The organism is Rhizobium sp. NLR8a (assembly GCF_019685235.1).
Taxonomy (GTDB): domain Bacteria; phylum Pseudomonadota; class Alphaproteobacteria; order Rhizobiales; family Rhizobiaceae; genus Rhizobium.
In genome coordinates this window covers 478,718-504,611 of record NZ_JABDWI010000001.1, presented here as the reverse complement: position 1 = coordinate 504,611, position 25,894 = coordinate 478,718, and the positions used below count along the sequence as shown (strand labels likewise).

Below are 25,894 nucleotides of genomic sequence, written 5' to 3'. Positions count from 1 at the left end.
ATTGCGTCGGCGAATGGCGGCTATGTGAGCTAGCCATCGGCGCGCTTCGCTAAAGGCTTGCAGGGTTTCATTTTGCGCAATACGATCAATGGCTCAGACGAAACTCTCGCCTTTCGCAACCCCCTCACTTCAGGTTTCTCGACCACGCGGCCAAAGGATATCCGAATAACCAAACCCCCGCGCGGCAGGGGCCGGACGGGGGTTTGCCATTGACGGTGGATCCGGCTCAGGTTCGACTACCAATCCTTTTCTGAAGGGCGTCGAGGAGAACAGCGGCGATGATGATCGACCCCGTTGCGAAATCCTGCCAGAAGATGTCGATGCGGGCGAGGTTCATGAAGTTTCGGATTAGGGCGATAACGACCACACCGATGATGACTCGCATGATGTTGCCTTGGCCACCGCCGAGACTGACGCCGCCGATAACAACCGCAGCGATCACCTCGAATTCGAGGCCCCTGGCCGTGTCGGCCTGAATGGCCCCTATGCGGGCAAGAAGTATGTTTCCGGCGAACGACGCCGCCAGACCGCAAAGCATCAGGCAAATGATTTTTGTCCGTTTAACGCTAATACCAGACAGCGCGGCAACGACGCGATTTGCCCCGATTGCGTAGACCTTCTTGCCGAAGGCAGTCTGTGTAAGCAGTACCCAGCCGCAGACGATTGTCCCAACCGCGATGATGAAAGGGAGGGGAATTCCAAGCGGACGGGCAAGTCCGATCACTCGGAAAGCGGGGGGCAAGTCCGATATTACCTGCCCGCCGGTGACCACGAATGCGAGACTTCGAGCGATCATCATCGTGCCGAGCGTCGTGATAAAGGAGGGAATACCGCCATAAGTGACGATAAGTCCCGCAAACAAGCCGAACAGCGGGCCGATGAACAATGATACGAAGATCGCCGGGACGAAACCCAGTTGCGGCATGAGACTAGCAGAGACGGCAGCCGTAAGGGCGAGTACCGCTCCGACAGAGATGTCAAACTCGCCGTTGATCATCACAATGGTCATGCCTGCGGCAACGATGAGCGCCGGCGACATCTGTGCCATCAGGTTTTGTATGTTGATCACTGACATGAAGCGCGGTGATATAAGCGACATTATAATCACCAGTACCAGTAGTACTGCCACAGACTGGATCAAGCCGTACGATCGCCGGAGGGTATCCTTCCAGTTCGCGCCTGCATTTTCCGTAATTGGCATGGTCATGCTGCCATCCTCCCGCTTACCGAAGTTTCAAGAATTCTGTTCTTTTCGAGCTTTTCGCCCTGGAACTCGCCGACCACCGTTCCTCGGAACATGACAAAGGCGCGATCACACAGCTTCTCGATGTCGGGGATTTCAGTCGTGAAAATAATAATACCGACACCCTCTGCGGCAATCTGTTCGATCAGCTTTCGGATCTCGTCCTTTGAGCCGACGTCAATGCCGACCGTTGGGTCGTCAAGGAGGAAGACCTTAGGATGCGTCTTGAGCCATTTTGCGATCAAAACCTTCTGCTGATTGCCGCCGCTGAGCGATTTGATCGGCGCATCCGGTCCGGACGCCTTTACGCGCAGTTTCGCGATTGCCTCGCGACCAGCGGCGTCCAATTCCTTGAGGTTGAGCAGGCCTGTGGACTTGCGGTAGCGATCAATGATTGGGAGGCAGACGTTGTCGGTAATCGAAAAATCTGGAAGGATACCTTCGCGCAGTCTGTCGTTTGTTAGAAGCGCGAGACCCTGTCTCAGCGATTGGGCCGGAGTGGCAAGCGATGTGGCTTTGCCCTCCAGCTCGAAGGTTCCGGTTTCCCGCCGCATGCCGCTAACGCCATAGATGGCGCGAGCGAGTTCGCTGAGCCCTGAACCGGTAAGTCCGGTAAATCCGAGAATTTCACCCCTGTGAAGGTCGAACGAGACATCGTTCAGAACACCGGGGACCGTCAGGTTGCGGACGGAGAGGAGAACCTCTTTGTGTTGTGTGCCGCGTGCGCTTCTAAACTGCTCCTCTACGAGCTCACGCCCAAGCATATGCGTCACGACCTCAGAGATGGTCGTATCGGCCGTGAGCAGAGTACCCACCGTGCGACCGTCGCGCATAACGGTAATGTCACCGCAAACCGCGAAAACTTCCGAGAGGTAGTGCGAAACGAAGACAATCGAAACACCGCGCTTAGCGAGGCTGCGGATGAGATCGAGGACAACTTCAACCTCCACGTTGGTCAGCGAGGACGTAGGTTCGCCCATCAGCAGAACCTTGGGATTCCAGGTCATCGCCTTAACGATCTGAAGCATCTTCTTGATGTCATTGGGCAGCTCGTTGACCGGCGTCGACGGATCAATATCGAGGTGGTACTCCTTGAGGAGGTTAGCCGCGAGCCTGTTCAACTTGGATGCTCTCAATAGTCCCGACGCGCCGGTTGGCTCATTGTTGAGAAGAATATTTTCCGCAACAGTCATCGAGCCTATGAGATTGATATCCTGATGGATCGTAACGATCCCGCTGCGCAACGCATCGTTCGCGTTGTGAGGAGCGTAGGGGCTTCCGTTGTAAACTATACCGGTTCCTCCGTCGGGCTGATGGACCCCGGCTAAGATCCGAAGCAGGGTGCTCTTGCCCGCGCCGTTCTCCCCAACAAGCCCGTGCACCTGTCCTTCCGCCACTTCGAAATGGACCCCCTTTAGGGCCTGCATCCCGCCGAAGGTTTTTCGAACGTTGGAACACTTCAGCAACGGCTCGATTGACATTTGACTCCTCCTTCATCAACCACATTCCAGCGGGCGAGACGCCCGCTGGAGTTTAAAGTCCGCTGATCTCACTGTACCTTCGCGTCAAGGACCTGGGGTTCGTTGGCGAATTCGGCAACGTTGTCCTTGGTCATCAGCCGTGGCTCAAGCTCAACGAGCTTTTCCGGTGTGCCGCCGGTCAGTTTGGTAAGCATGGAGTTCATTCCGACGTAGCCCATTTCGAAGGGGTTCTGCACGATCGTGCCGAGGATCTTGCCTTCCTTCACGAGGCGGTACGCCGTTGGGTCGGTGTCGAAATTGACGAGTTTAACGTCGAGACGATTTGCCGCTTCAAGGGTTGCTTCGGCGCCGATTGTCGGCGCATGGTTCTGGAAGAACACACCGGCGATATCGGGGATTTCGGTCAGAGTGTCCTCCATTGTGCGGCGGCCGTCTTCGAGCGAGAGCTTCATGACCTTGCGGGGCAGCACTTCGAGACCGAGTTCCTTGGCGCGCTCTTCAAAGCCGCGGTTGCGATCGATAATGCATTGAACGGCCGGACCGTGGTCAAAGACTATGACCTTCGCGCCGGGTTTCACGTTCTTCGCCATGTAATCTGCTGCCATGCGGCCACCCTGTTCGTTGGCGGTAACGACATAGCTGACCCATTCACCGGAACCGAGACCGATGTCCGTAACGACGACGGGAATCTTGTTGGCGTTATAGATATTCTTGATCGGATCGGCCAGGACGACACTGTCTCCGGGGAAGATCAGCAAGCCGTCAATGCCCTGCGTGTACAGGTCTTCTACGTCAGCGACCTGCTTTGTGGTGTCCGTATCGCCGCCATTGGTGACGATCAGGTCGACTTTCACACCCTTTGCTTCCCATTCCTTGATTGCCTTTTGAGCTCCGGCGATCTGGGTGCGAAGGAACGTGTTCGTTCCCCAGAACTGCGAGTAGCCGAGGCGGAAGGACTTTTCCTGGGCCCAGACGGGGTCGACGGCAAAGGACGAGAGCGCAAGCGCTGCGCCAACGATGCCGGATACAGTCAGAAAATTGCGGCGATTCAGTTTCATGATTTTACTCCTCCAATAAGCTCGACACTGCGAGCTTCTTTTATCCCTCTCTCCCGACAGCCCCCTGCGCAGACAAGCGATGGAAATTCCGTCGCCATGCCTCCTCCAACAGCGTGTAGGAATGTCACGAGCGTTCCCATAAGAGGCTTGGACTGGTTGAGCGGCAATTACGCTAACCGGCTAACAGCTATTGCGGATCACTATATCGGGGAGGGTGTCGCTATGGCTGTTTCCAATAGCGCCTAGAAGGAAGACGCAATGGCACCCTGTTCACGGCTTGTGCGAAACTCGTGTCATTAAGCAGTAGAGGTCAAGGGAGGATGAATTGACAGATAAATCGCTCAAGGGAAAAGTCGTGCTTGTCACGGGTGCCGCAGGCGGCGTCGGACGGGAAGTGATCAGAAAGCTCGCGTCGCAAGGCGCGAAAATCGTCGCGACGGATATCGCCGAGAACGTCCATGAACTCGCCACCGAATTTCATGGCGCGGAGATAGTTACCGTCGTGGGGGACGTTTCGAAGTCCGCTGACGTGGAGGCAATCTTCGAAAAGGGTGAAAGTTCTTTCGGTGCGGTCCAGGCGTTGATCAGCAATGCCGGATACATGATTGGCAAAGCGCTTCACGAGACGTCCGAGGAAGAATGGGACGCCGTGCTTGCAGGCAACGCCAAATCCTTTTTCCTCACGGCGCGCCGCGCTCTTCCGAATATGCTCAAGGCGGGCAAGGGTTCGATTACCGCGACGGGCTCGATTTCGAGTGTCGTCGGTCTTCCTTCCCAGGCTGCCTATTGCGCGAGTAAGGGGGCGGTGCTCCAACTCGTTCGTCAGTTGGCGGTCGAATATGCAGGGCAGGGAGTTCGTGTGAACGCGGTAGGTCCGGGCGCGATCAACACGCCGTTTCTGACCCGCTACCTGAACAGCTTGCCTGACCCCGAGGCCGGCGCGGCTGCCGTTAAGGCCGCCCATCCGATGAAACGTTGGGCAGAGCCGGATGAAGTTGCCGATGCACTCGTTTTCCTCGCGAGCGACGAAGCCGCTTTCGTGACCGGGCACATCCTGATGGTCGACGGCGGCTACGTGGCGGGCTAACGCTGACCGGTGGCGGACCTGTTCCGCCACCCCATATTTGTCTAGGAGGAACAGATGGACGTTAAGGCAATTATCGACCCACATCATCATCTGTGGGATCTGGAAAACTATTCGTATCCTTGGCTGTGCCAGCCTGGCGAACCGGTCGCTCCGATCGCCGGAAGCCTACGGCCAATCATGAAAACGTATCTTCTCGACGATTACATGGCTGATGCCAAAAAGTGGAACGTCGTCAAGGATGTACACCTCGATGCCCTGTCAGCAGATATCATCGCGGAAACAAAGTGGCTCCAGGACATCAAGAACCGTACAGGAAAGCCAAACGGCTTTGTCGCGCATGCTGATCTCGAGGCTCCGGACGTCGATGAGGTGCTAGCCGCACATGCAAAGTGCAAGGATACGCGTGGTATTCGCCAAATCCTGAATTGGCACCCTGATCCGAAGTACACGTTCAACCAACGCAGCGATCTGTTGACCGACCCGCATTGGCTGAAGGGCTACAAGCTTCTCAAAAAGTATGACTTCTCGTTCGACCTTCAGCTCTATCCGCACCAGATGCCGGCGGCGGCAAAAGTTGCGGCCGACAATCCAGAGACGATCGTGAACTTGAATCACACTGGGATGCCGCTGGAGCGTGACGATGCGGGCGTGCAGCTTTGGCGTGATGGGATGCGCTCGCTCGCTCGCTCCTCGAATGTCAATGCGAAGATCTCCGGTCTCGGCATGGTGATGCCGGACTGGACAGTTGATACAATCCGACCATTCGTACTCGAAACGATCGAAATCTTCGGGGTCGACCGATGCATGTTCGCAAGCAATTTCCCCGTCGACAAAATCTACGCGAGCTTCGATAGGATTTATGAAGCGTTTTTCGAGATCGTCTCGGGTTTCTCGTCCGTGGATAAGCAGAAGCTCTTCCACGACAATGCGCAGCGCATCTATCGGCTTTGACCACGAAGCTCAACGGTTAAGGAACTCCGATGGCTTGTCCATCGGAGCTCTTTTTTGCCCTACTGAAGGTATGCAGAGGTGTCCCCATGGCTTTGACAACAATGCTTTTTGTCCCGGCTGACCGTCCGGAGCGCTTTGAAAAAGCCGCGGCCAGCGCCGCCGACGCAATCGTTCTTGATCTCGAAGACGCGGTATCACCTGAGAACAAGGAAATTGCGAGAGCCAACATTGTGAAGGCCGTCCTTGATAAGCGCACGTTTGTTCGCGTCAATCCAGTGCAGACCGACCTTTTCCATGATGATCTTGTAGCTTTGGCGCGTGCGGGTTGCCGAAACGTAATGCTTCCCAAAGCTGAAACCACCTGGGAACTCGAAAGCGTTGCTGCCGCTTTGGGTGAAGATATTACGGTCATACCGCTTATCGAAACCGCAGTCGGTCTCGACAATGCCCGAGAGCTCGCTGCGCACCGGACTGTCCCCTTCCTGGCGTTCGGCAGCCTCGACTTCGCGCTTGATATGGGGTGCGAACACACGCAAGACGCACTCAGGTTCGCCCGGCAAACTTTGGTTTTCGCCTCCAGGGTTGCACAAAAGGCTGCGCCAATCGACGGTGTTACCGTGGCGATCGACGACTATGATCTTATCAAGGCCGAAGCGATCGAAGCACGTCACCTTGGCTTCGCGGGGAAACTCGTCATTCACCCAAAGCAACTTGCCGCCGTGGCTGATGCATTTCGTCCATCGGACGCTGAGGTCGCCTGGGCCACGCAGGTGGTTGAGGCCGTAGCTGCAAATGGCAAGCAGGCAGCCAAGATAAATGGGCAGATGATCGACAAGCCCGTGATGAGCCGGGCCGAAAGAATACTTTTGCGCTCCTCCCCAAACCGTGGATAACGCTGTGATCAAAAAAATCCTTGTCGCCAACCGTTCTGAAATTGCCATTCGCGTGTTTCGCGCTGCAAACGAGCTGGGAATAAAAACGGTTGCGATATGGGCGGAGGAGGACAAGCTGGCGCTCCACCGCTTCAAGGCGGACGAGAGCTACCAGGTCGGCCGCGGGCCGCATCTTGCCCGTGATCTAGGGCCGATCGAAAGCTACCTTTCAATCGAGGAGATCATCCGCGTCGCCAAGCTGTCCGGCGCCGATGCCATCCACCCTGGCTACGGCTTGCTGTCCGAAAGCCCTGAATTCGTCGATGCCTGTCATGCGGCCGGCATCATTTTCATCGGACCGACCGGCGATACGATGCGGCGCCTCGGCAACAAGGTCGCCGCCCGCAATCTCGCCATCGAAATCGGCGTGCCCGTAGTTCCGGCGACCGATCCGCTGCCGGACGACATGGCCGTGGTGGCAAAGATGGCCGAGGAGATTGGCTATCCGATCATGCTCAAGGCTTCCTGGGGCGGCGGTGGCCGCGGCATGCGGGCGATCCTTGATCCGAAGGACCTTTCGCGCGAAGTGACGGAAGCCAAGCGCGAGGCAATGGCTGCCTTCGGCAAGGACGAGGTCTATCTGGAAAAGCTGGTGGAGCGTGCCCGTCACGTCGAAAGCCAGGTTCTCGGCGATACCCACGGCAATGTCGTGCATCTGTTCGAGCGTGACTGCTCGGTCCAGCGCCGCAACCAGAAGGTCGTCGAACGCGCCCCGGCTCCCTATCTGACGGAAGACCAGCGCCAGGAACTGGCCGACTATTCCACCCGCATTGCCAAGGCCACGAGCTATGTCGGTGCCGGCACTGTCGAATATCTGATGGATATGGATAGTGGCAAATTCTACTTCATCGAAGTCAATCCGCGCATCCAGGTCGAGCACACCGTCACCGAAGTCGTCACCGGTATCGATATCGTCAAGGCGCAGATCCACATCCTCGACGGCTTTGCCATCGGCACGCCGGAATCGGGCGTGCCCAAGCAGGAAGACATTCGCCTCAACGGCCACGCGCTGCAATGCCGCATCACCACGGAAGATCCGGAACAGAACTTCATTCCGGACTACGGCCGCATCACCGGCTATCGTTCGGCGTCGGGCTTCGGCATCCGTCTGGACGGGGGAACGGCCTATCCGGGCGCCGTCATCACGCGATATTACGATCCGCTGCTTGTGAAGGTCACCGCCTGGTCGCCGAGCCCGCAGGAGACGATTGCGCGCATGGACCGCGCGCTGCGCGAATTCCGTATCCGCGGCGTCGCCACCAACCTGACTTTCCTTGAAGCGATCATCACGCATCCGAAGTTCAAGGACAACACCTATACGACCCGGTTCATCGACACGACGCCGGAACTGTTCCAGCAGGTGAAGCGCCAGGACCGCGCCACCAAGCTCTTGACCTATCTCGCCGACGTCACGGTCAACGGTCATCCGGAAGCCAAGGGCCGGCCGAAGCCGAGCGCCGATGCCGCAAAGCCGGTCATTCCCCGCAATCAGGGAGAGATCGTCGATGGCACCAAGCAGAAGCTCGACGCGCTCGGACCGAAGAAATTCGCCGAATGGGTTCGCGCCGAAAAGCGGGTGCTTCTGACAGATACGACCATGCGCGACGGTCACCAGTCGCTGCTCGCCACCCGCGTGCGAACCTATGATATCGCCCGCATCGCCGGAACCTATGCCCGCGCGCTGCCGAACCTGTTCTCGCTCGAATGCTGGGGCGGTGCCACCTTCGACGTTTCGATGCGCTTCCTGACGGAAGACCCGTGGGAGCGGCTTGCCAAGGTGCGCGAGGATGCGCCGAACCTGCTCCTGCAGATGCTTCTGCGTGGTGCCAATGGCGTCGGCTACAAGAACTACCCCGACAATGTCGTCAAATACTTCGTCCGTCAGGCGGCAAAGGGCGGCATCGACGTTTTCCGCGTCTTCGACTGCCTGAACTGGGTCGACAACATGCGCGTCTCGATGGACGCGGTGGCGGAAGAGAACAAGATCTGCGAAGCGGCAATCTGCTATACCGGCGATATCCTCAATTCGGCTCGCCCAAAATACGATCTGAAATACTATACCGCGCTTGCCGTTGAGCTTGAGCGGGCCGGCGCGCACATGATCGCGCTGAAGGACATGGCCGGCCTCTTGAAGCCGGCCGCCGCGACGGTTCTGTTCAAGGCGCTGCGCGAGGCGACCGACCTGCCGATCCATTTCCACACGCATGACACGTCAGGTATTTCCGCCGCGACTGTCCTTGCTGCCGTGGACGCCGGTGTCGATGTCGTCGATGCGGCAATGGACGCGTTCTCCGGCAACACCTCGCAGCCCTGCCTCGGCTCGATCGTCGAGGCTCTGCGCGGTTCGGAGCGCGATCCGGGCCTCGACCCGGAATGGATCCGCCGCATCTCTTTCTACTGGGAGGCGGTGCGCAATCAGTATGCCGCCTTCGAAAGCGACCTCAAGGGGCCGGCATCCGAAGTCTACCTGCATGAAATGCCGGGTGGCCAGTTTACCAACCTCAAGGAACAGGCGCGCTCGCTCGGTCTCGAAACCCGCTGGCACCAGGTGGCGCAGGCCTATGCCGATGCCAACCAGATGTTCGGCGATATCGTCAAGGTCACGCCGTCTTCCAAGGTTGTCGGCGACATGGCACTGATGATGGTGTCCCAGGACCTGACGGTTGCCGATGTGAAGAATCCGGCCAAGGATGTGTCCTTCCCGGAATCGGTCGTATCCATGCTGAAGGGCGATCTCGGCCAGCCCCCGGGCGGATGGCCGAAGGCGCTTCAGGAAAAGGCGCTCAAGGGCGAAAAACCCTATACGGAGCGCCCGGGCTCGCTGCTTGCCGATGCCGACCTCGATGCCGAGCGCAAGTTGATCGAGGAAAAGCTGGAGCGTGCAGTCAGCGATTACGAACTCGCCTCGTACCTGATGTATCCGAAGGTCTTCACCGACTACGCGCTGGCTGCAGAAACCTATGGCCCGGTCAGCGTGCTGCCGACACCGGCCTATTTCTACGGCCTGACCGCCGGCGAGGAGCTGTCGCCTGAACTTGAAAAGGGCGTCTCCCTCGTTATCCTGCACCAGGCGACGAGCGAGCCGGACGAGCAGGCGATGGTCAAGGTCTTCTTCGAGATCAACGGCCAGCCGCGCCGGATCAAGGTTCCTGACCGCAACCGCGCCGCCTCGAGCGCAGCGCGTCGGAAGGCCGATCTCACCAATGCGGGCCATCTCGGCGCGCCGATGCCCGGCGTCATCTCGACGGTCTCCGTCACCGCCGGCCAGAAGGTGAAGTCGGGCGATGTGCTGCTCTCCATCGAAGCGATGAAGATGGAAACGGCGCTGCACGCTGAAAAGGACGGCACGATCGCCGAAGTCCTGGTCAAGACCGGCGACCAGATCGATGCAAAAGATCTGCTTGTAATTACAGTGGTCGATCCAGACTGAGTTCCATAAATTTGGTTATCGGAGATGTTATAACATATCACAGAAGAGCAAGAGGTCTATGAGGACGTTGATGCTTTCGCCGCGTGAAAAGGCCTGCCTTCAGTGGGTGTCGCAAGGCAGGACGCTCGTTGAGATCGCATTGCTTAAGGGAAAAAGCGTCATCGAAATCGAACTTTGTCTCGGGCGGGCACTCACCTCGCTTGGAGCTCGGTCGATGAAGGAGGCCCTTGAAAAGTCAGCCGGCCTCGACACCTAGCACTGCGCGGCGAGGGAAGAAGTGCTTTCTAACGTCGAGCGTCATCGAGAGCCTCCGAGCGTGCAGTGCTTCCACCAGTTGAAAAAGCGTGCCTCCGGTGATTTCTCAAGACAGAACCCTCACCGAGATCGCGCAGCTTGAGAGAAAAACGGCCACCGAGATGGAGCACTGTCTTCCCGCGCAATTCAATCGCTTGGAGCCGCTACGGTCGACGAGGCATTGAAAAGGCAAATCTCTGGCCCTCCGTACGATGACCGACGCTGGGCTGTAGCGGGTCAATTCAGAACGCCAAGAGAAGGAAGTATCGATTTTGGAAAAGTATGTAAGTGCGAAACTCCATGGAATCAGGGTCACGGATGCAAAGCTCGACTATCATGGATCCATCACAATCGATGCCGACTTCTGCAGGGCTGTTGGTCTGAAACCGCTGGAATATGTCGACATCTGGAACAAGATGTCTGGAGCCAGAATCAGCACCTACGTGCTCTACGGTGACGCGGGCTCCAAATGCTGCATTCTTAATGGAGCTGCCGCGCGAACCTGTCAGCAGAACGACGAGATCATCATTGCGTCCAGCATATTCTGCGAGGTTGACGACATCATAAGTCTCAAGCCTCGCGTTCTCGTCTTCGGTCCACGAAACGAGATCATCGACAGGATTACCTACGCGGTCTTCCGCCGCCCGGACGGCTCGCTCGACATGGCCGTGAAAACCGAGATTGCCGATAATGATTATGGATTTCCGGCGGCCCTGACGGCCCAGTCTTCCGCGATATCGAAGGGCTATCTTCACGATTAACCCGCAGCAGGCCGATAGCAAAAGCTGCGGTCAACTATGCCACGATCGGAATCGTTCGCACGTCCTCAACATGGTCTCTAAAGGAAGGCTGATAGCCGTCCAAAGAATATTTGACTGGGGTCATCTCGAAGCCACCGCGCGGTCCGGGCGGCCGCGCTCTATACCGAGGGCACGGAGCCAGCCTTCGGCCGCGGCGCGATGAAGATGGCAAGTTCAAGGAATCCGACGACGTCGTCCGATCCCTCTCGGTGACAAGCGGCACGAGGCGAAAAACGACGCCAAGCCAGGCGAGGGTGATAAGGGCGATCACAAGTCCAAGTGAAAATTGCCACCTACAACGTCAATGGTGTAAACAGTCGCCTTGATGTCCTGCTCCGGGGGCTGGACGAGGCGAAGCCTGACGTTGTCGTCCTCCAGGAGCTGAAGGCGCCGGATGCGAAGTTTCCAGCGAAGGCCATCGAAGCTGCCGGTTATGACGCAGTATGGCATGGCCAGAATCCTGGAATGGCGTCGCCATCCTTGCCCGTGATCAGGAACCGCGCCTGACGCGAAAAGGTCTGCCGGGAGAACCGGAAGACGAGCAAAGCCGGTATATCGAGGTCATCGTGGACGGCGTGGTGATTGGTGGCCTCTATCTTCCCAATGGCAATCCCTATCCGGGCCCAAAGTTCGACTACAAGCTCCGTTGGTTTCAGCGGCTTCACGACTACGCCGCCGAATTGCTGGAGCTAGAGCTGCCCGTCGTCCTGGTGGGCGACTATAACGTCACCGGGTGGATCATGCGGATCATCTGAACACTCGCCAATATGCCAGATTGGTCGAAGAGTGGGTCACCGCGATTGGGCTACGGCGCGAAGATTACGGCACGCACTCGCTCCGACGCACGAAGGCGGCGATGATTTACAAGGCGACCGGCAATCTTCGTGCGATCCAGATCCTGCTCGGACATACCAAGATCGAGAATGCGGTCAGGTACCTGGGTGTGGACATCGAGGATGCGCTGGAGTTGGCGGAGCACACCGTAATTTGAACATGCCGGCCCCGCGTCGAGGCGGGGCCTGCGTCTCGGCACAAGCAGCTATGCGCCCTCATTCCGGCCGTAGCTTGAACCATAACCGCTGCCCAGAACGGACGTCTCGATGGATCGGCAATGCGGCGGGTGAGCTTCAATAGCGAGCATCAGAGGGTGCTGTCTGTCGGCGCTCCGAGCGCGAGCGCCACGGCGAACGACTCGGGTCTGGGTCGGCCCGATTTGCAGCCAGTCACAGGTGACGCGAAAAGCAATCGAAAGTTGAGCTTCAGAAGCTACTGTTAATGAGAAGTTTGTGATCATCGCTCATATTGTTGGCAAGTGGGAGCCTGCAATTTTTCGATGCACATTAAGCCTCTAGTCGATCCATATGCCGCGTCCGACGCCGGGGGTGTCAAAGCCCGCCAGGGCTTTGCATTCCAGGATCATATCGCGGCCTCGTTCCTGTTGGATCTTCTCTCGGACCCGGCGTTGCTGCAGGTCGAATGCGAGACAGGCGACGATATTGCTCTCAGGTGGGATCGAAACGGGACAGGAGTTTCCGAATATGTTCAGGTCAAGATCACAGATGGGGACAGCAATTGGAACCTGACCGAGATTTGCGCACGCACGGTAAAACGGGTTGGCACTTCGCTTGTAGAGACATCACTGGGCACCGATAAGTTCCCAAGCGACGCTCTCTTCCGCTTCATTAGTATACGCGGTGTCAACCATACACTCCGACCGCTGACCATTCCTCGTGATCGTCGCTTCGAGCCACATGTTGTAGATGCCCTGACCAATCTTGGCACACAGGTCTCGAACAAATTGAGGCGGGTGACGTCTCCGAATGGAAAAACGCTGCCCGATTGGGTTCAATCTTGCCTTTGGGAGGTGCCTGGCGAGAAGCAAGCAGTTCAGCAAAAGAACATTAATCGAATCCTTCGCCTCTTCGAAAGCGAGGGCGAAGCTATGTTCCCGTCAGCAGCCGAGAAAATCTATGAAGGGCTTGTGACGATTGCACGGAACGCCGGCGACGAATCGATGGTTGATCACGCTACGAAGAAGGTGATCCCGAAACAAGCAATGACGGACTGGTGGAACGCGAAACTCAGGGAAGCGCGAAGACTTAATCGAGCGTTTCTAAAGGTCTACCAAGTCCAAACCCCAAACTTCTTCGCTTCCCTGCATGAAGTCGAGGAACCTGCAATCCGCCGCAGCCTTGCGTCTTACGATGCCGAGTTCGATGACGGGGAATGGAGGAATCTAGAGCTTGCGAAATACCTGGCTCGGTGGATCCCTGAGCTGATCTTGCCGCCCCGAATTTTGGCGCAGTGCAGCCACCTCCAAGCGCACGATCTCGTCGCGAGGACGTCGCAGGCGCTCAAGGACAAGAGCATTGACTATGAGGACCTCCTTTCTCAGGCCATGCTTCACGCAATCCTCCGACATCACTACTCAAGTGAGCCCACGCTTTGCAAACTGCATAGTGTGTCTTCGAGCCAATCGGATTGCATGAATGGCCACGTCGTATTCGATCCAGCAGGTGACCAACTGTGGTTGGGTCATGCTCTGATAACTGTCTCAGACAACTGGGATGGGGTGACTACGCTCCTTGCTTCGAAGCTGGACGCTCTTGTGCAGCGCGACTTCCTACGAAGGGAACGCGATCTGATCCTTCAGTTTCGCGAGCCGCAGTATCAACGGGAGACGACCCTAACCAAGGTCTTTCAAGAATTTGCCAAGCTCGACGACCTCATACGCGTTTTGAACATACCGGTTCTCGTGGCTTACGATAGCTCGGTACTGGAGGCTGGTTTCGCGGTGGACTACGCGGAAAAGCTGACGACCGAAGTCGCTCACAGCTATCTTGATTTCAAGAGCAAGCTCTCGTCCAAACTGGCCGACATACAGGTGCATGTTTTCCTGGTTCCTATCTACGACTCGGTACAACTCACCGAGAACTTCAAACTTAGTCTGGAGAGCTGACCTTGCTGGTCGAGGACCTCAGAAATTTTCTGACAACCGGTTTCAGAGAAGATCAAGCTGTGTCGGTCCTGGGTGCCGTCAACAGCCTCGTCAATTCGCAAAGCACTCATGACCTGGGTCGTGAGATGGTCATTCGATGCCTGGCAAAAAGGGAGTTGTTCCCGCCTGGCCTGATGCCGCTCCTGGAGTCCCTCGTCGGCTCTGTGGGGCTCATCCCATATCTATCGAAAGAGGTTTCGACTTTTGAAGAGCAGTTACTGCTTGAGGCGCATCGAACTCCGCCGATCGGCAAAGTCGATTTCTTCCACACGCTGCAGCTTCAAATCTATCGCGAACTGAGGGCAAAGCGAAATGTGGTGTTGAGCGCCACCACCAGCGTCGGGAAGAGCGCGATCGTGGATGCGATTATCGCCTCCGGCGATCATAGGCACCTGGCGATTATAGTGCCGACCATTGCCCTGATCGACGAGACAAGGCGTCGGGTTATCGAAACGTTCGGCGCACGGTATGCGATCGTTACGCACCCCACACAGGTTTCTTCTCGGCATCAAGCGACGGTCTTCGTCCTTACTCAGGAACGCGCGTTGAACCGCGACGACCTCCAGGACGTCTCGTTCTTTGTCATAGATGAATTCTACAAGCTCGACCTGCAGATGGAAAAAAGCACTGACCGGGCCGTCGATCTCAATCTTTGCTTCCACAAGCTCTCGTCCAACGGGGCTCAGTTCTATCTGATCGGCCCCCACGTTGACGGTGTCAACGGACTGGCGTCAAAGCACGAGTTTCTCTTCGTACCGTCGCACTTCTCGACGATTGCGCTCGATATCGTGCAATACGGCTTGCCAAGAGATGGTGGTGAACGAGAGGAAAAGTTGATCGAACTTTGCGAGGAACTTACCTCGCCAACCTTAATTTTTTGCCAATCGCCAGGCTCTGCAAAGAGAGCCGCAGAAACGCTTCTGAACGTGGAAGGGTTGCTTCCCGAGGCAGATCTGACCTGGTCAGCCGTCGAATGGTTGGAGAAGGAGTATCCGGAGGAATGGGTCGTAACCCATGCGCTGCGCCGAGGTGTGGGCATCCATCACGGCAGCATCCCCCGTGCGCTACAGCAGTACATGGTGAAGGCGTTCGAGACCGGTGCAATCAAATTCCTCATTTGCACGTCGACGTTGATTGAGGGGGTGAACACCGTCGCCGAGAATGTCATTATCTTCGACAAACGGATAAAAACCACGGGCATTGATTACTTTACGTTTCGAAACATTGCGGGGCGAGCAGGCCGGATGCGCCGGTATTTCGTCGGAAAAGTTTACGTTCTGGAGGAGCAACCCGAGCCAGACACCTGCGTGATTGAGGTTGCCGTTGGCACTCAGTCCGATACAACCCCAATGTCACTCTTGCTGGACCTCGAAGATGACGACCTGACGCCGGCTTCTAAAAGTCGCGTGGAATCCGTTACGCGGGAGACCCCGTTGTCTGCGGAAACCCTCAAGGCCAACCGCAAGGTTCCCATCGAGACGCAGCATGCAATCTATGAAGCAATATGGCGCGATCCGACGCTGCTTGGAAAGCCACTGGCCTGGCGCGGAATGCCTGACTCGCAGCAGTTGCTGGCGGTCTGTAGTCTGATCTTCGGTTATATGGACTCTGGTATCCTAAAAGGATACCAGATTTTTTCTGGCAAACAGTTGCAAGCAGCCTTGTACTCGGTTGAGAAGAGCAAGAGCCTTCGCGAAGTGACCGACAACTTCGTTGCGTATCGACGGCGTACCGATTCAGTTAGCGATGCGGTCGAACTGTCACTTCGTTTCCTCAGAAAGTACGTCGGATATACGTTTCCGCAGAGCCTCATGGCAATATCGCACATTCAAAGCGATGTGTTCAGAAAAATCGGTGTAGAGGCCGGGAACTACGAGTTCTATGCCGCCAAGGCCGAAAGTCTGTTCTTGGAGCGCGGTCTCTTCGCGCTTGATGAGTATGGGATTCCTCCCGAGACCGCAATGCGGATCGCACCCGTCGGTCGGGAGTTCCCGACACTCGACAGCGCGATTGAGCTGGTCATCCGAATGGATGCACGAGGAGTCGATCTCACTAAGTTCGAGCGCGACCTGATAAATGACCTTCGAACGTCCCTAGTGTCATAAGTATGTCAATTGCGTTGAGAATTAGTCCGCTAAGGGTCGATCCCAGACCTCGGCAGCAAGAACACTCACGTCCGCTTTCCGTGTTGTGTGTCCTAGCTGCGGTCAATCCGCTTCCGGCCCCAAATTGGTCGGTCCTCGATGGCCGGGCGATGTTACCTGGATGTGCAATCTGAAATGAGGCGCCTCTGTGAGCAGTTGGGTGTAGGCTCGGATTTCATCAAGACGCCCAACTCGAACCTGCACTTGATTCATTTCTTCGGGACTGGTTTCGGTTTCGGTTGATACAGACGGCGTTTGACGTTTGAGCGCAGAGCGTTGCGAACATCCTTATCCACCATCGACAGGTCGAACCATTCGGAATCAAAATAGCCGCCGCACCACCGAATGGTTTCAGCATATTCTGGATCGTCCCGATCTGCGATGATCTCCAGAAACCGCTCATATCCCGATACTCCACCAACATCTTCGGGCGGTCGCGCCCTTTCGCCGGCGACACAGCTCCCATGTTTGGGCGTAGCGGCGAGCGTCAAGTACTCCTCGACCGCAACGGTGTGCCGCCAGCCGTCACCGAAATCGTAGTAGTAGCTGAAGACGGCGCCTTCCTCGAAGTCCAGCAATCGAACCTCTCTCTGATCGAAGACCCGAGGATCGTCGTCGGTCGCATCCTCTGTCAGGATCTCGACTTCCCCGTACCGCAAGCCGCCAATGCGGAATTCGTAGAGATGATAGTTCCACCAGTTGAATGCTGCCTGAATACCGAGATGCAGATGCTCCAGGTTCCAATGCACCGGCAGGACCAATCGGCGCCAGATGTCCGGCTGGATCTCGTCAATGGAAACTCTGATCTGCACGGCGTTTGCGGTCTTGAACATGGCACGAATGAACAAGGTCAGGCAACGATCGTCAAGAAGGCGCTCAATTGTGACACCGTATTCGAACTGGATCGTTCTTCACGGCATCTCTGCCCGCTTGTGCAGCCCTCGAAGCTTACTATCTCTGGTATAACCCCAACTGGAGCATCGCCATGGATCGAAACGCGGCCGAGATGCTGTCGGAATTCCATATTGAAATTCTTCCGCCGGACCGCGATGAGAAGTGTGCTTCGGAGGCGAAGACATGTCCGTGCTGTCGTAGGTTACGTCCGGCCTCGAGCATGGATGACGATGGCTGCGGGATCTGCGACCAATGCCTGGCGCCATGAGTGCCGACGGCAAAACACCTCCATCGGTTCAGGCGACGTTCGAAGACGCGCTTGCGAAGTTGCCCGACGGCTATGTCGACGGACATTTTGGTGATCGATCATGGGGCGTGACCGTCAAGCGGTCGCAGGATGGCAAACGGACCTGGCTCTATGGCGAGGAGCTTAGCGGAACCGATATCGTCAGCTTCAACCTTTATCGATTGGCTGGACCTGGGTCGATCTTGAAGCCGTGCGAAATGTCTTCCGCCAAGGTGATCGAGTTTGTTCTTGGTTTCGAGCCTATGACAGAGAAAGCTGCTTCTCGCCCATAATGGTCGAAAATTCAGCTCAGGATCGATATTGCATTGCAGCAAGTGCAAGGCTGCACTGCGATTTGAGCGCTGGCGGCCGAGGCAGCCTCTGGTATCTTGAGGTCAACGAAGCAATGCACCTCCTCCCGCAGAGCTTCGTGTTTCAGGCGACCCACTCCTCCTCCCAAGGGGAGCCTGACGGAACAGCGGCACTCCTCCTCCCAGCCGTTGTTCAACATTTCGAGAAGCCTGCCGCACCTCCTCCCGCGGCAGGCTTTTCGTTTTCCGATACATTCAAACTCTGAGTTCAGACCTCAAACGAGACTGCCCTGTCCCACCGGTTCTCCGGATTTCGAGACAATCGTGGATCCGTATGGTTCGCGGGACGAGATGATCAGCGCGTCGTTGGGTAGTGGACGGGCCAGTTCCTTGGCCTCATCCCATGGCGCCCGCATCCAAGTGTCGGTCTCTTCCTTCGTCAGCAGCAGGACCGGCATGGCCTTCTCATGGATCGGCTTCACCAGGTCGTTGGGATCCGTGGTCAAGAATCCGTAGAGATCATCGGTGGTCAGCCCGTCCCTGACCTTTCGGACACTCCGCCATTGCGGGACATGCAGACCGGCAAAGAACATCAGCGACTTCTGCTCGTCGCGGGCGAACCAGGCATTCGGCACGTTGCCGCCATCTTGCCGGCTGGCCGGATCCGGTTCCGCGAAACTGGTGACCGGAACCAGGCATCTGTTTTCGACGCCAAACCATCGTTTCCAGTGCGGAAAACTGAGCTTGCGCACGTTGGTCGTTCCGCGGTCGACCTCCATGCGGATCAGTTCCTGGGGATCGAAAGCCTTGCCCTTGGCCGCAAGTTTCTCGGCCTTGATTTTGGCCGCCTTCTCAAGCGCGAAGCGCGGGGAGGGCAGTCCCCAGCGCGCATGGACCAGTTGCGTCTTGCCGTCGGCGGTGTTGCGGACGATCGGCCCCATCTGATCGGGGTTCATCTGGTAGGCCGGCATAAGGTTGATGAGGCTTTCAGCGTCCTGGGCCCACTTCGCAACCCAGTCCTTGTCTTCCATGCGATAAAGGTTGCACATGCTAGACATCTACTCCGCCGAGCTCGAATGGTGACCAATCTAGCGTATGGCGCTGATTTCGCTAGTCGAGCCGGAAGACCTCGGCATTGTCCTGGCGTTCTCGCAAGCCTTTGTAGGATGGATGACGTAGTTTCCCGTCCGACGTCCAGGCGCGAAACTCGATCTCGGCGATCAGCGTCGGCTGGACCCAGACAATATCGGCGCTTCCTGAATAGGGCAGGTGTGGCTGCTTTCGCTTCCATCGCAGCGTGTCGAGCATCTTCCGCAACTTGTTGGCCTCGGCTTGACTGAAGCCCGTGCCGACACTTCCGACGTGGACGAGGTCGGCATCGCGGTAGGCGGCGAGCACCAACGAGCCGAAGCCAAGAGGGGATGCCGTCGACCTCTCATAACCGACGATGAAGAAAGCCTCGCTCTGGACGCATTTGACTTTCACCCAGTCCCCGGTCCGGCCGGAACGATAGGGCCGATCGAGGTGCTTGCCGACGATGCCTTCCAGGCCGAGGCGGGAGATCTGCTCCAGCAGGACAACTGGTTCGGCATCAAGTGTTTCCGATAGCCGAATAGCGCCGACCTGCTCGTTCTTTGCGCCGTTCAACGTGTCCTCGAGAAGGTGTCGGCGTGAACGGTATTCGACACCGCGTAAATCGTGGCCATCAAGGTAGATAAGATCGAAAGCATAAAGGATGGCATTAGAGGCACGGTTGCCAGCTTGTTTGCCGGATGCGCCCAGCGATTGCTGCAGCAGCCCGAAATCCGGCCGGTCCTCTGCGTCGAGCACGACGGCCTCTCCATCGATGATCATCGTAGCCGGCCCGAGCGCTCGGGCGGCCTCTGCGATTTCCGGAAACCGATGAGTCCAGTCATGTCCGCCACGCGTGAGGATCCTGATCCGTTGCGGCCCGATATGAACGGCAAGGCGATAGCCATCCCATTTCAGCTCCCAGCTCCACTCGTTTCCCTTTGGGGGACGGGACTTCAATTCCGCCAGCGCAGGCTCGACGCGCTCAGGCCTGGGATCGAACAGGAGCTGTGGTTGGGCGGGATTTCTCCTGCCTCGCGGCCGGGAACGGATCGGGGCCTCAGCGTCACGAAGGAGGGGTTTTGATCTCAGAGGCTTCTTCATGCCGGGAGTTCAGCAGAAAAATCTTAAAGACACTGTGGCGATACCGACTTGTCCCCGCAATTCACACAAAGGGATTAGCGCCCGCAGACGCTCGGAAAAAAATCCGCCGGCCGCTATTGGGCTGATTCTCATGGGTATTCTGCTGATTTCTAATGTTCAGGATAATATTCCCATTCCTGCGGTTGCTTGACTCTTTTTTGGGTGTGGAACAGAAAGAGAACATCCGCATTTTGATCGACATGATGTCGGCCGCCAACACGACCTTGAAGGGAGCCGTGAACGATGACTGCTGCCCGTGAAAGGGTGATTTCCGATCTGCGCGAGCGCATTGCCTCGCTTGAGGGCGTGTCCGCCAGAAAGGCTGGCTCTCTGTCCTTCGGCGTGCCGGAAATCGATGCGGTCCTGCCGGGAGGTGGTCTGGCCTATGGCGCCCTGCACGAATTTGCCGGCGGCGGGTCGGGCACGGTGGATGGTGCGGCGGCAGCCCTTTGTGCGGCGGGGATAGCAGCGCGGACGAAAGGCCCGATCGTCTGGTGCCTGACGCGCCCCGACCTCTTCTTTCCGGCGCTCGCCCAGGTCGGACTCCACCCCGACCGGGTGATCTTCGTCGAATCCGACAAGGAAGAGGACGTGCTCGCCAATATGGAGGAGGGGCTGTCCTTTGGTGGCCTTGGCGCCGTCGTCGGTGAACTCGTTCGCCTGCCGATGGTCAGCTCGCGCCGGTTGCAGCTGGCGGCCGAGCGAACGGGCACGATGGCGCTTGCCGTTCGACGCTGGCGACGGCAGACGGAGGCCAATGATTTCGGGCAGCCCACGGCGTCGACCACGCGGTGGCGGGTGAGCGTCATGCCGTCGGAGGAATTGCCAGTGCCGGGCGTTGGAAGCGCCCAATGGTTGCTAGAATTGATGCGCGTAAAAGCGGGTGAATGTGCTGAGTTTCTCGTGAGGGCGTGCGATGACAAGGGTTGTCTCGATCTATCTTCCGGATCTGCCGACGGATCGTATTCGTCGCGCCGACCCGTCTATTCCGCCTGAACAGGCGATCGCCGTGATCGCCAGGAGCGGCTCGAAACGTTGGGTATCGGCCGCCGACGCCGCCGCCAGGAAAGCCGGCGTTCATGTCGGCATGCCGGCTGCGAAAGCACAGGCACTGTTCCGCGGCCTGATGCTGGTCGATGCGGATCCTGAAGTGGATGCCGCAGCCCTTGAACGGATCACGCTTTGGGCACTGACGCTCTACTCACCGATCGTCGCGGTCGATGGCGTCGACGGGATCGTCATGGATACCGAGGGTGCCGATCACCTGCAGGGCGGCGAGCTTTCGATGGTGACCAAGATCTCCAATCAGTTCCTGGCAAAGAAGCTTTCTTCACGTGTCGCGATCGCCGACACCTGGGGGGCGGCACACGCCTGCGCCCGCGCCGTCACTCGCGAGACGGTCATCGTGCCTTCAGGTGAGACCGTCCGCGCCGTCGAACAGCTGCCGATATCGTTGCTGCGCCTTCCGTCGAAGATCGTCAGCGATCTGCGCACGCTTGGCTTCCAGACGATCGGCGAATTGGCCAACACGCCGCGCGCGCCGTTGACGCTTCGTTTCGGTCCGGAGATAGGCCGGCGGCTGGACCAGATGTTCGGCCGCCTCTCCGAACCGATCGATCCGATCCGCACCGCCGAGCTCGTCGAGGTCAGCCGCGCCTTCGCCGAGCCAATCGGTGCGGCCGAAACCATCGACAAATATGTCGGCCGTCTGGTCGCACAACTGATCGAGGAGCTGCAGAGGCGCGGCCTTGGTGTTCGGCGCGCCGACCTGATCGTCGAAAAGGTTGACGGGACGCGGCAGGCAATCCGCGCCGGCACGGTGAAGCCGGTGCGCGATGTCGCGTGGCTGACGAAGCTGTTTCGCGATCGAACGGAGAAGATCGAGCCCGGCTTCGGGATCGAGAAGCTCACCCTGGTCGCCGTCATGGCCGAGCCGCTGGAGGAGCGCCAGAAATCCTCCTCGTTGGTCGAGGAGGAAGTGAAGGACGTGACGCCGCTGATCGATATTTACGGCAACCGTGGCCAGCGTGTTTATCGGGTGGCACCGCTTGCCTCCGATGTGCCCGAGCGCTCCGTCCAGCGCATCAGCGCCGCGGCCGATCCGGTCGAGGTCACCTGGGTCAGCCATTGGCGCCGGCCGGTCCGGCTGCTGGCGCATCCCGAGCTGATCGAGGCCATTGCATTGCTGCCGGACCGCCCGCCGGTCTCGATCACCTGGCGCGGCAAGCGGAGGAAGGTCAAACGGGCCGATGGGCCTGAGCGGATTTTTGGCGAGTGGTGGCAACGAGACGCGGAGATGGAGGCGGTGCGGGACTATTTCGTGATCGAAGACGAGGGCGGTGAACGGTTCTGGGTCTTTCGCTCTGGTGATGGCATCGATCCTGAAACCGGAAGCCACCGCTGGTTCATCCACGGGATCTTCGCATGAGCTATGCCGAGCTCCAGGTCACGACACATTTCTCATTCCTGCGCGGGGCTTCGTCGGCGGATGAGCTGTTTGCGACCGCCAAGGAGCGCGGCATCGGGGCGCTCGGTGTCGTCGACAGAAACTCGCTCGCCGGTATCGTCCGGGCGCTGGAGGCATCCCGCGCCACAGGCGTTCGCCTCGTGGTCGGTTGCCGTCTCGATCTGCAGGACGGCATGTCGATCCTGATCTATCCGACCGATCGTGCCGCCTATTCGCGACTGACCCGGTTGCTGACGCTCGGCAAGGGCAGGGGCGGCAAAGCCAACTGCATCCTGCATCTCGACGACGTCGCGCTCTATGCCGAAGGCCTGATCGGCATTTTAGTGCCCGATCTGCCCGACGAGACCTGCGCTGTGCAGCTCAGAAAGATGGCGGAGATGTTCGGTGACCGTGCCTATCTCGCCCTTTCCCTTCGTCGGCGGCCGAACGACCAGATGCGGCTGCACGAGCTGTCAAATTTGGCCACACGCTTCAAGGTGAAAACCGTTGTGACCAATGACGTTCTTTTCCACGAACCGTCGCGCCGTCAGCTTCAGGACGTCGTCACCTGTATTCGCACCAGAACCACGATCGACGATGTCGGTTTCGAGAGGGAGCGTCATGCGGATAGATTCCTCAAACCGCCAGAAGAGATGCAGCGACTGTTTCCCCGTTACCCGGAAGCATTGGCCCGGACGATTGAGATCGCCAATCGCTGCCGGTTCTCGCTCGAGGAACTGACCTATCAATATCCTGAGGAGGCGATCGTCCCAGGCAAGGACGCGCAGGCGTCTCTCGAGCATTATGTCTGGGAATGCGCGCCTGCGCGGTATCCGGAAGGTCTGCCGGACAACGTTCTGAAAATCGTCCGCCATGAGCTCGACCTCATCCGGACAATGAAATACGCCCCCTACTTCCTGACGGTGTTCTCGATCGTCCGATATGCCCGTTCCCAGGGCATTCTCTGCCAGGGGCGAGGATCTGCGGCCAACTCGGCCGTCTGTTACATCCTCGGCATCACGTCCATCGATCCGGAGACGAACGACCTGCTTTTCGAGCGGTTCGTTTCCCAGGAGCGCGACGAGCCGCCGGATATCGACGTCGACTTCGAGCACGAGCGCCGCGAGGAAGTCATTCAGTGGATCTACAAGACCTACACACATCAGAAGGCGGCACTCTGCGCGACCGTGACACGATATCGTGCGAAAGGGGCGATCCGTGATGTCGGCAAGGCACTCGGTTTGCCGGAGGATATGATCAAGGCTCTGTCATCGGGCATGTGGTCCTGGTCCGCCGAGCTGGTCAGCGACCGGAACCTGCGGGAACTCAACCTCAATCCCGATGATCGTCGCCTCGCGCTGACGCTGAAACTTGCGCAGCAGCTGATGGGCGCCCCCCGGCATCTCGGCCAACATCCCGGCGGTTTCGTGCTGACGCATGATCGGCTCGACGCTCTCGTCCCCATCGAGCCGGCATCGATGGCCGACCGGCAGGTGATCGAATGGGACAAGGACGATGTCGAAGCCCTGAAGTTCATGAAGGTCGATGTTCTGGCGTTGGGGATGCTGACCTGCATGGCAAAAGCATTCAAGCTGATTGAAGCGCATAAGGGCGAAACGATCGATCTGGCGAACATCGAACAGGAAGACTCTGCGACCTATGCGATGATCCGCAAGGCCGACACGCTCGGCACCTTCCAGATCGAAAGCCGGGCCCAGATGGCGATGTTGCCGCGGCTGAAGCCGCGGACCTTCTACGATCTCGTCATCCAGGTGGCGATCGTCCGGCCCGGGCCAATTCAGGGCGACATGGTGCATCCGTACCTCCGCCGTCGCGAAGGCAAGGAACCGGTCGTTTATCCGACGCCCGAACTGGAAGCCGTGCTTGGAAAGACGCTCGGCGTGCCTCTCTTCCAGGAATCGGCCATGAAGGTGGCGATGGTCTGCGCCGGCTTTACCGGCGGCGAGGCAGATCAGCTTCGTAAATCGATGGCCACGTTCAAGTTCACCGGCGGCGTCTCAAAGTTCAAGGACAAGCTCGTGTCCGGCATGGTGAAGAATGGATATTCGCCGGAGTTTGCTGAAAAGACCTTTTCGCAGCTCGAAGGTTTCGGTTCCTACGGGTTTCCCGAAAGCCACGCCGCGAGTTTTGCGCTTATCGCCTACGCCTCAAGCTATGTGAAATGCCATTACGCCGACGCGTTCTGCGCGGCCTTGATCAACAGCCAACCCATGGGTTTCTATGCGGTCGCCCAAATCGTCGGCGACGCGCGCAACCACGGTGTGGAAATCCGGCCGGTCTGTATCAACCGCTCTCGCTGGGACTGCACGCTCGAGCCTTTGGAGGGAGATGAGCGCCGCCATGCTGTCCGCCTGGGTATGCGTCTGGTGCGTGGACTGGCCGCAGTCGATGCAGCGCGCATCGTGGCCGCCCGCGCCGATCAGCCCTTCGATAGCGTCGATGACATGTGGCGGCGCGCGAGTGTTCCGGCAGCATCGTTGGTCGAACTGGCGGAGGCCGATGCTTTCCTGCCATCGCTCGAACTTCAGCGACGAGACGCGCTGTGGGCGATCAAAGCATTGCGGGATGAGCCACTGCCACTCTTTGTTGCCGCGGCCGAGCGCGAGATGAAGACGATCGCCGAGCAGCAGGAGCCTGACGTCGAACTCCGGCAGATGACAGATGGGCACAACGTCATCCAGGACTATAGCCATACCGGCCTGACCCTGCGCGAGCACCCGATCGCGTTCTTGCGCAAGGACCTCGCCGCGCGAAGCATCGTCACATGCGAGGAAGCAATGACGGCTGGAGATGGCCGCTGGTTGATGACCGCAGGCCTCGTTCTCGTCCGTCAAATGCCCGGATCGGCAAAAGGCGTCATGTTCCTGACGATCGAGGACGAGACCGGTCCGGCAAACGTCGTCGTCTGGCCGAAGCTCTTCGAGCGACGCCGGCGTGTCGTGCTCGGATCGAGCATGATGGCGATCAATGGCCGAATCCAGCGGGAAGGAGACGTCGTCCACCTCATCGCCCAGCAACTGTTTGATCTGTCCGGCGACCTATCGGCCTTGGCTGATCGTGATGGGGACTTCAAACTGCCGACGGGCCGCGGCGACGATTTTGCTCATGGTTCGCCGGGAAGCCAGGATTCGCGAGATCGATCGCCGGCGGTCAAGCCGAGGGATATTTTCGTTCCCGCCCTGCATATCGAGACGCTGAAGGTGAAGGCCAGGAATTTTCACTAATGAATTCAGCGTGATGGCTCATCCTTGATGGAGAATGCGGCGGTTCTAATCCTTTCAAGGCGTTAGATAGAGCCGGTGGA

Annotated in this window: 17 protein-coding genes and 2 pseudogenes; 13 read left to right on the top strand and 6 right to left on the bottom strand. The window is 58.1% G+C overall.

Annotation, left to right across the window (positions count from 1 at the left end; translation table 11 throughout):
* Positions 1-226: 226 nt before the first annotated feature.
* The 3 genes from HJC04_RS02300 to HJC04_RS02290 all read right to left on the bottom strand — a co-directional run bounded on the left by HJC04_RS02300 (position 227) and on the right by HJC04_RS02290 (position 3,782).
* Positions 227-1,207, bottom strand: coding sequence for an ABC transporter permease (locus HJC04_RS02300; RefSeq protein ID WP_221123182.1), 981 nt, complete (start codon positions 1,205-1,207; stop codon positions 227-229).
* Positions 1,204-2,724 carry a sugar ABC transporter ATP-binding protein gene (locus HJC04_RS02295; RefSeq protein WP_221144629.1) on the bottom strand — a complete coding sequence of 507 codons (1,521 nt, stop codon included), beginning with the start codon at positions 2,722-2,724 and terminating at the stop codon, positions 1,204-1,206. The genes HJC04_RS02300 and HJC04_RS02295 overlap by 4 nt, the downstream gene beginning before the upstream one ends.
* 68 nt (positions 2,725-2,792) lie before the next feature.
* Entirely contained in the window at positions 2,793-3,782 is a 990-nt protein-coding gene (locus HJC04_RS02290; RefSeq protein WP_221123180.1) for a substrate-binding domain-containing protein, read from the bottom strand.
* A gap of 325 nt (positions 3,783-4,107) precedes the next feature.
* On the opposite strand from HJC04_RS02290, the gene HJC04_RS02285 reads away from it, so the two are divergent.
* The 9 genes and pseudogenes from HJC04_RS02285 (at position 4,108) to HJC04_RS02245 (ending at position 16,379) form a co-directional block, all read left to right on the top strand.
* Positions 4,108-4,869, top strand: a complete 762-nt coding sequence (locus HJC04_RS02285) for an SDR family NAD(P)-dependent oxidoreductase (RefSeq protein WP_221123179.1) — start codon at positions 4,108-4,110, stop codon at positions 4,867-4,869.
* Between the two features lie 54 nt (positions 4,870-4,923).
* Positions 4,924-5,820, top strand: a complete 897-nt coding sequence (locus HJC04_RS02280) for an amidohydrolase (protein WP_221123178.1) — start codon at positions 4,924-4,926, stop codon at positions 5,818-5,820.
* Between the two features lie 86 nt (positions 5,821-5,906).
* Positions 5,907-6,713: a CoA ester lyase gene (locus HJC04_RS02275; protein ID WP_259668777.1), complete on the top strand. Its 807-nt coding sequence runs from the start codon at positions 5,907-5,909 to the stop codon at positions 6,711-6,713.
* Between the two features lie 4 nt (positions 6,714-6,717).
* Positions 6,718-10,182 carry a pyruvate carboxylase gene (gene pyc, locus HJC04_RS02270; RefSeq protein ID WP_221123176.1) on the top strand — a complete coding sequence of 1,155 codons (3,465 nt, stop codon included), beginning with the start codon at positions 6,718-6,720 and terminating at the stop codon, positions 10,180-10,182.
* 566 nt (positions 10,183-10,748) lie between these two features.
* Positions 10,749-11,237 carry an aspartate 1-decarboxylase gene (gene panD / locus HJC04_RS02265; RefSeq protein ID WP_221123174.1) on the top strand — a complete coding sequence of 163 codons (489 nt, stop codon included), beginning with the start codon at positions 10,749-10,751 and terminating at the stop codon, positions 11,235-11,237.
* Between the two features lie 318 nt (positions 11,238-11,555).
* A pseudogene (locus HJC04_RS02260) lies at positions 11,556-12,004 on the top strand (exodeoxyribonuclease III); the annotation flags it as partial.
* A 2-nt stretch (positions 12,005-12,006) separates the two neighbouring features.
* Positions 12,007-12,267 (top strand): annotated as a pseudogene (locus tag HJC04_RS02255) (tyrosine-type recombinase/integrase); the annotation flags it as partial.
* A gap of 342 nt (positions 12,268-12,609) precedes the next feature.
* Positions 12,610-14,235 (top strand): Hachiman antiphage defense system protein HamA, encoded by a 1,626-nt coding sequence (locus tag HJC04_RS02250; RefSeq protein ID WP_221138326.1) that lies wholly within the window; start codon positions 12,610-12,612, stop codon positions 14,233-14,235.
* Positions 14,236-14,237: 2 nt separating this feature from the next.
* On the top strand, positions 14,238-16,379 hold the full coding sequence (locus HJC04_RS02245; protein WP_221123172.1) for a DEAD/DEAH box helicase: 2,142 nt from the start codon (positions 14,238-14,240) through the stop codon (positions 16,377-16,379).
* 248 nt (positions 16,380-16,627) lie between these two features.
* On the opposite strand, the gene HJC04_RS02240 is transcribed toward HJC04_RS02245, so the two are convergent.
* A complete protein-coding gene (locus HJC04_RS02240) occupies positions 16,628-17,251 on the bottom strand; it encodes a plasmid pRiA4b ORF-3 family protein (protein WP_221123171.1) in 624 nt (207 codons plus the stop codon).
* A gap of 313 nt (positions 17,252-17,564) precedes the next feature.
* On the opposite strand from HJC04_RS02240, the gene HJC04_RS02235 reads away from it, so the two are divergent.
* A complete protein-coding gene (locus HJC04_RS02235; protein WP_221123170.1) occupies positions 17,565-17,891 on the top strand; it encodes a hypothetical protein in 327 nt (108 codons plus the stop codon).
* 293 nt (positions 17,892-18,184) lie between these two features.
* Here HJC04_RS02235 and HJC04_RS02230 read toward each other — a convergent pair whose 3' ends face one another.
* Together HJC04_RS02230 and ligD are read right to left on the bottom strand one after the other, a co-directional pair.
* On the bottom strand, positions 18,185-18,958 hold the full coding sequence (locus tag HJC04_RS02230; RefSeq protein WP_221123283.1) for an SOS response-associated peptidase: 774 nt from the start codon (positions 18,956-18,958) through the stop codon (positions 18,185-18,187).
* 61 nt (positions 18,959-19,019) lie between these two features.
* Positions 19,020-20,084 carry a non-homologous end-joining DNA ligase gene (gene ligD, locus HJC04_RS02225; protein ID WP_221123169.1) on the bottom strand — a complete coding sequence of 355 codons (1,065 nt, stop codon included), beginning with the start codon at positions 20,082-20,084 and terminating at the stop codon, positions 19,020-19,022.
* Positions 20,085-20,366: 282 nt separating this feature from the next.
* Between ligD and HJC04_RS02220 the strand changes: the two genes are divergently transcribed.
* Genes HJC04_RS02220 through HJC04_RS02210 form a run of 3 tightly spaced genes read left to right on the top strand, consistent with a single transcriptional unit; the run spans position 20,367 to position 25,814 of the window.
* Positions 20,367-21,119 (top strand): ImuA family protein, encoded by a 753-nt coding sequence (locus HJC04_RS02220; protein WP_221123168.1) that lies wholly within the window; start codon positions 20,367-20,369, stop codon positions 21,117-21,119.
* A complete protein-coding gene (locus HJC04_RS02215; RefSeq protein WP_221123167.1) occupies positions 21,040-22,551 on the top strand; it encodes a DNA polymerase Y family protein in 1,512 nt (503 codons plus the stop codon). Before HJC04_RS02220 ends, HJC04_RS02215 begins: the two co-directional genes overlap by 80 nt.
* A complete protein-coding gene (locus HJC04_RS02210) occupies positions 22,548-25,814 on the top strand; it encodes an error-prone DNA polymerase (RefSeq protein ID WP_221123166.1) in 3,267 nt (1,088 codons plus the stop codon). Before HJC04_RS02215 ends, HJC04_RS02210 begins: the two co-directional genes overlap by 4 nt.
* Positions 25,815-25,894 lie beyond the last annotated feature (80 nt).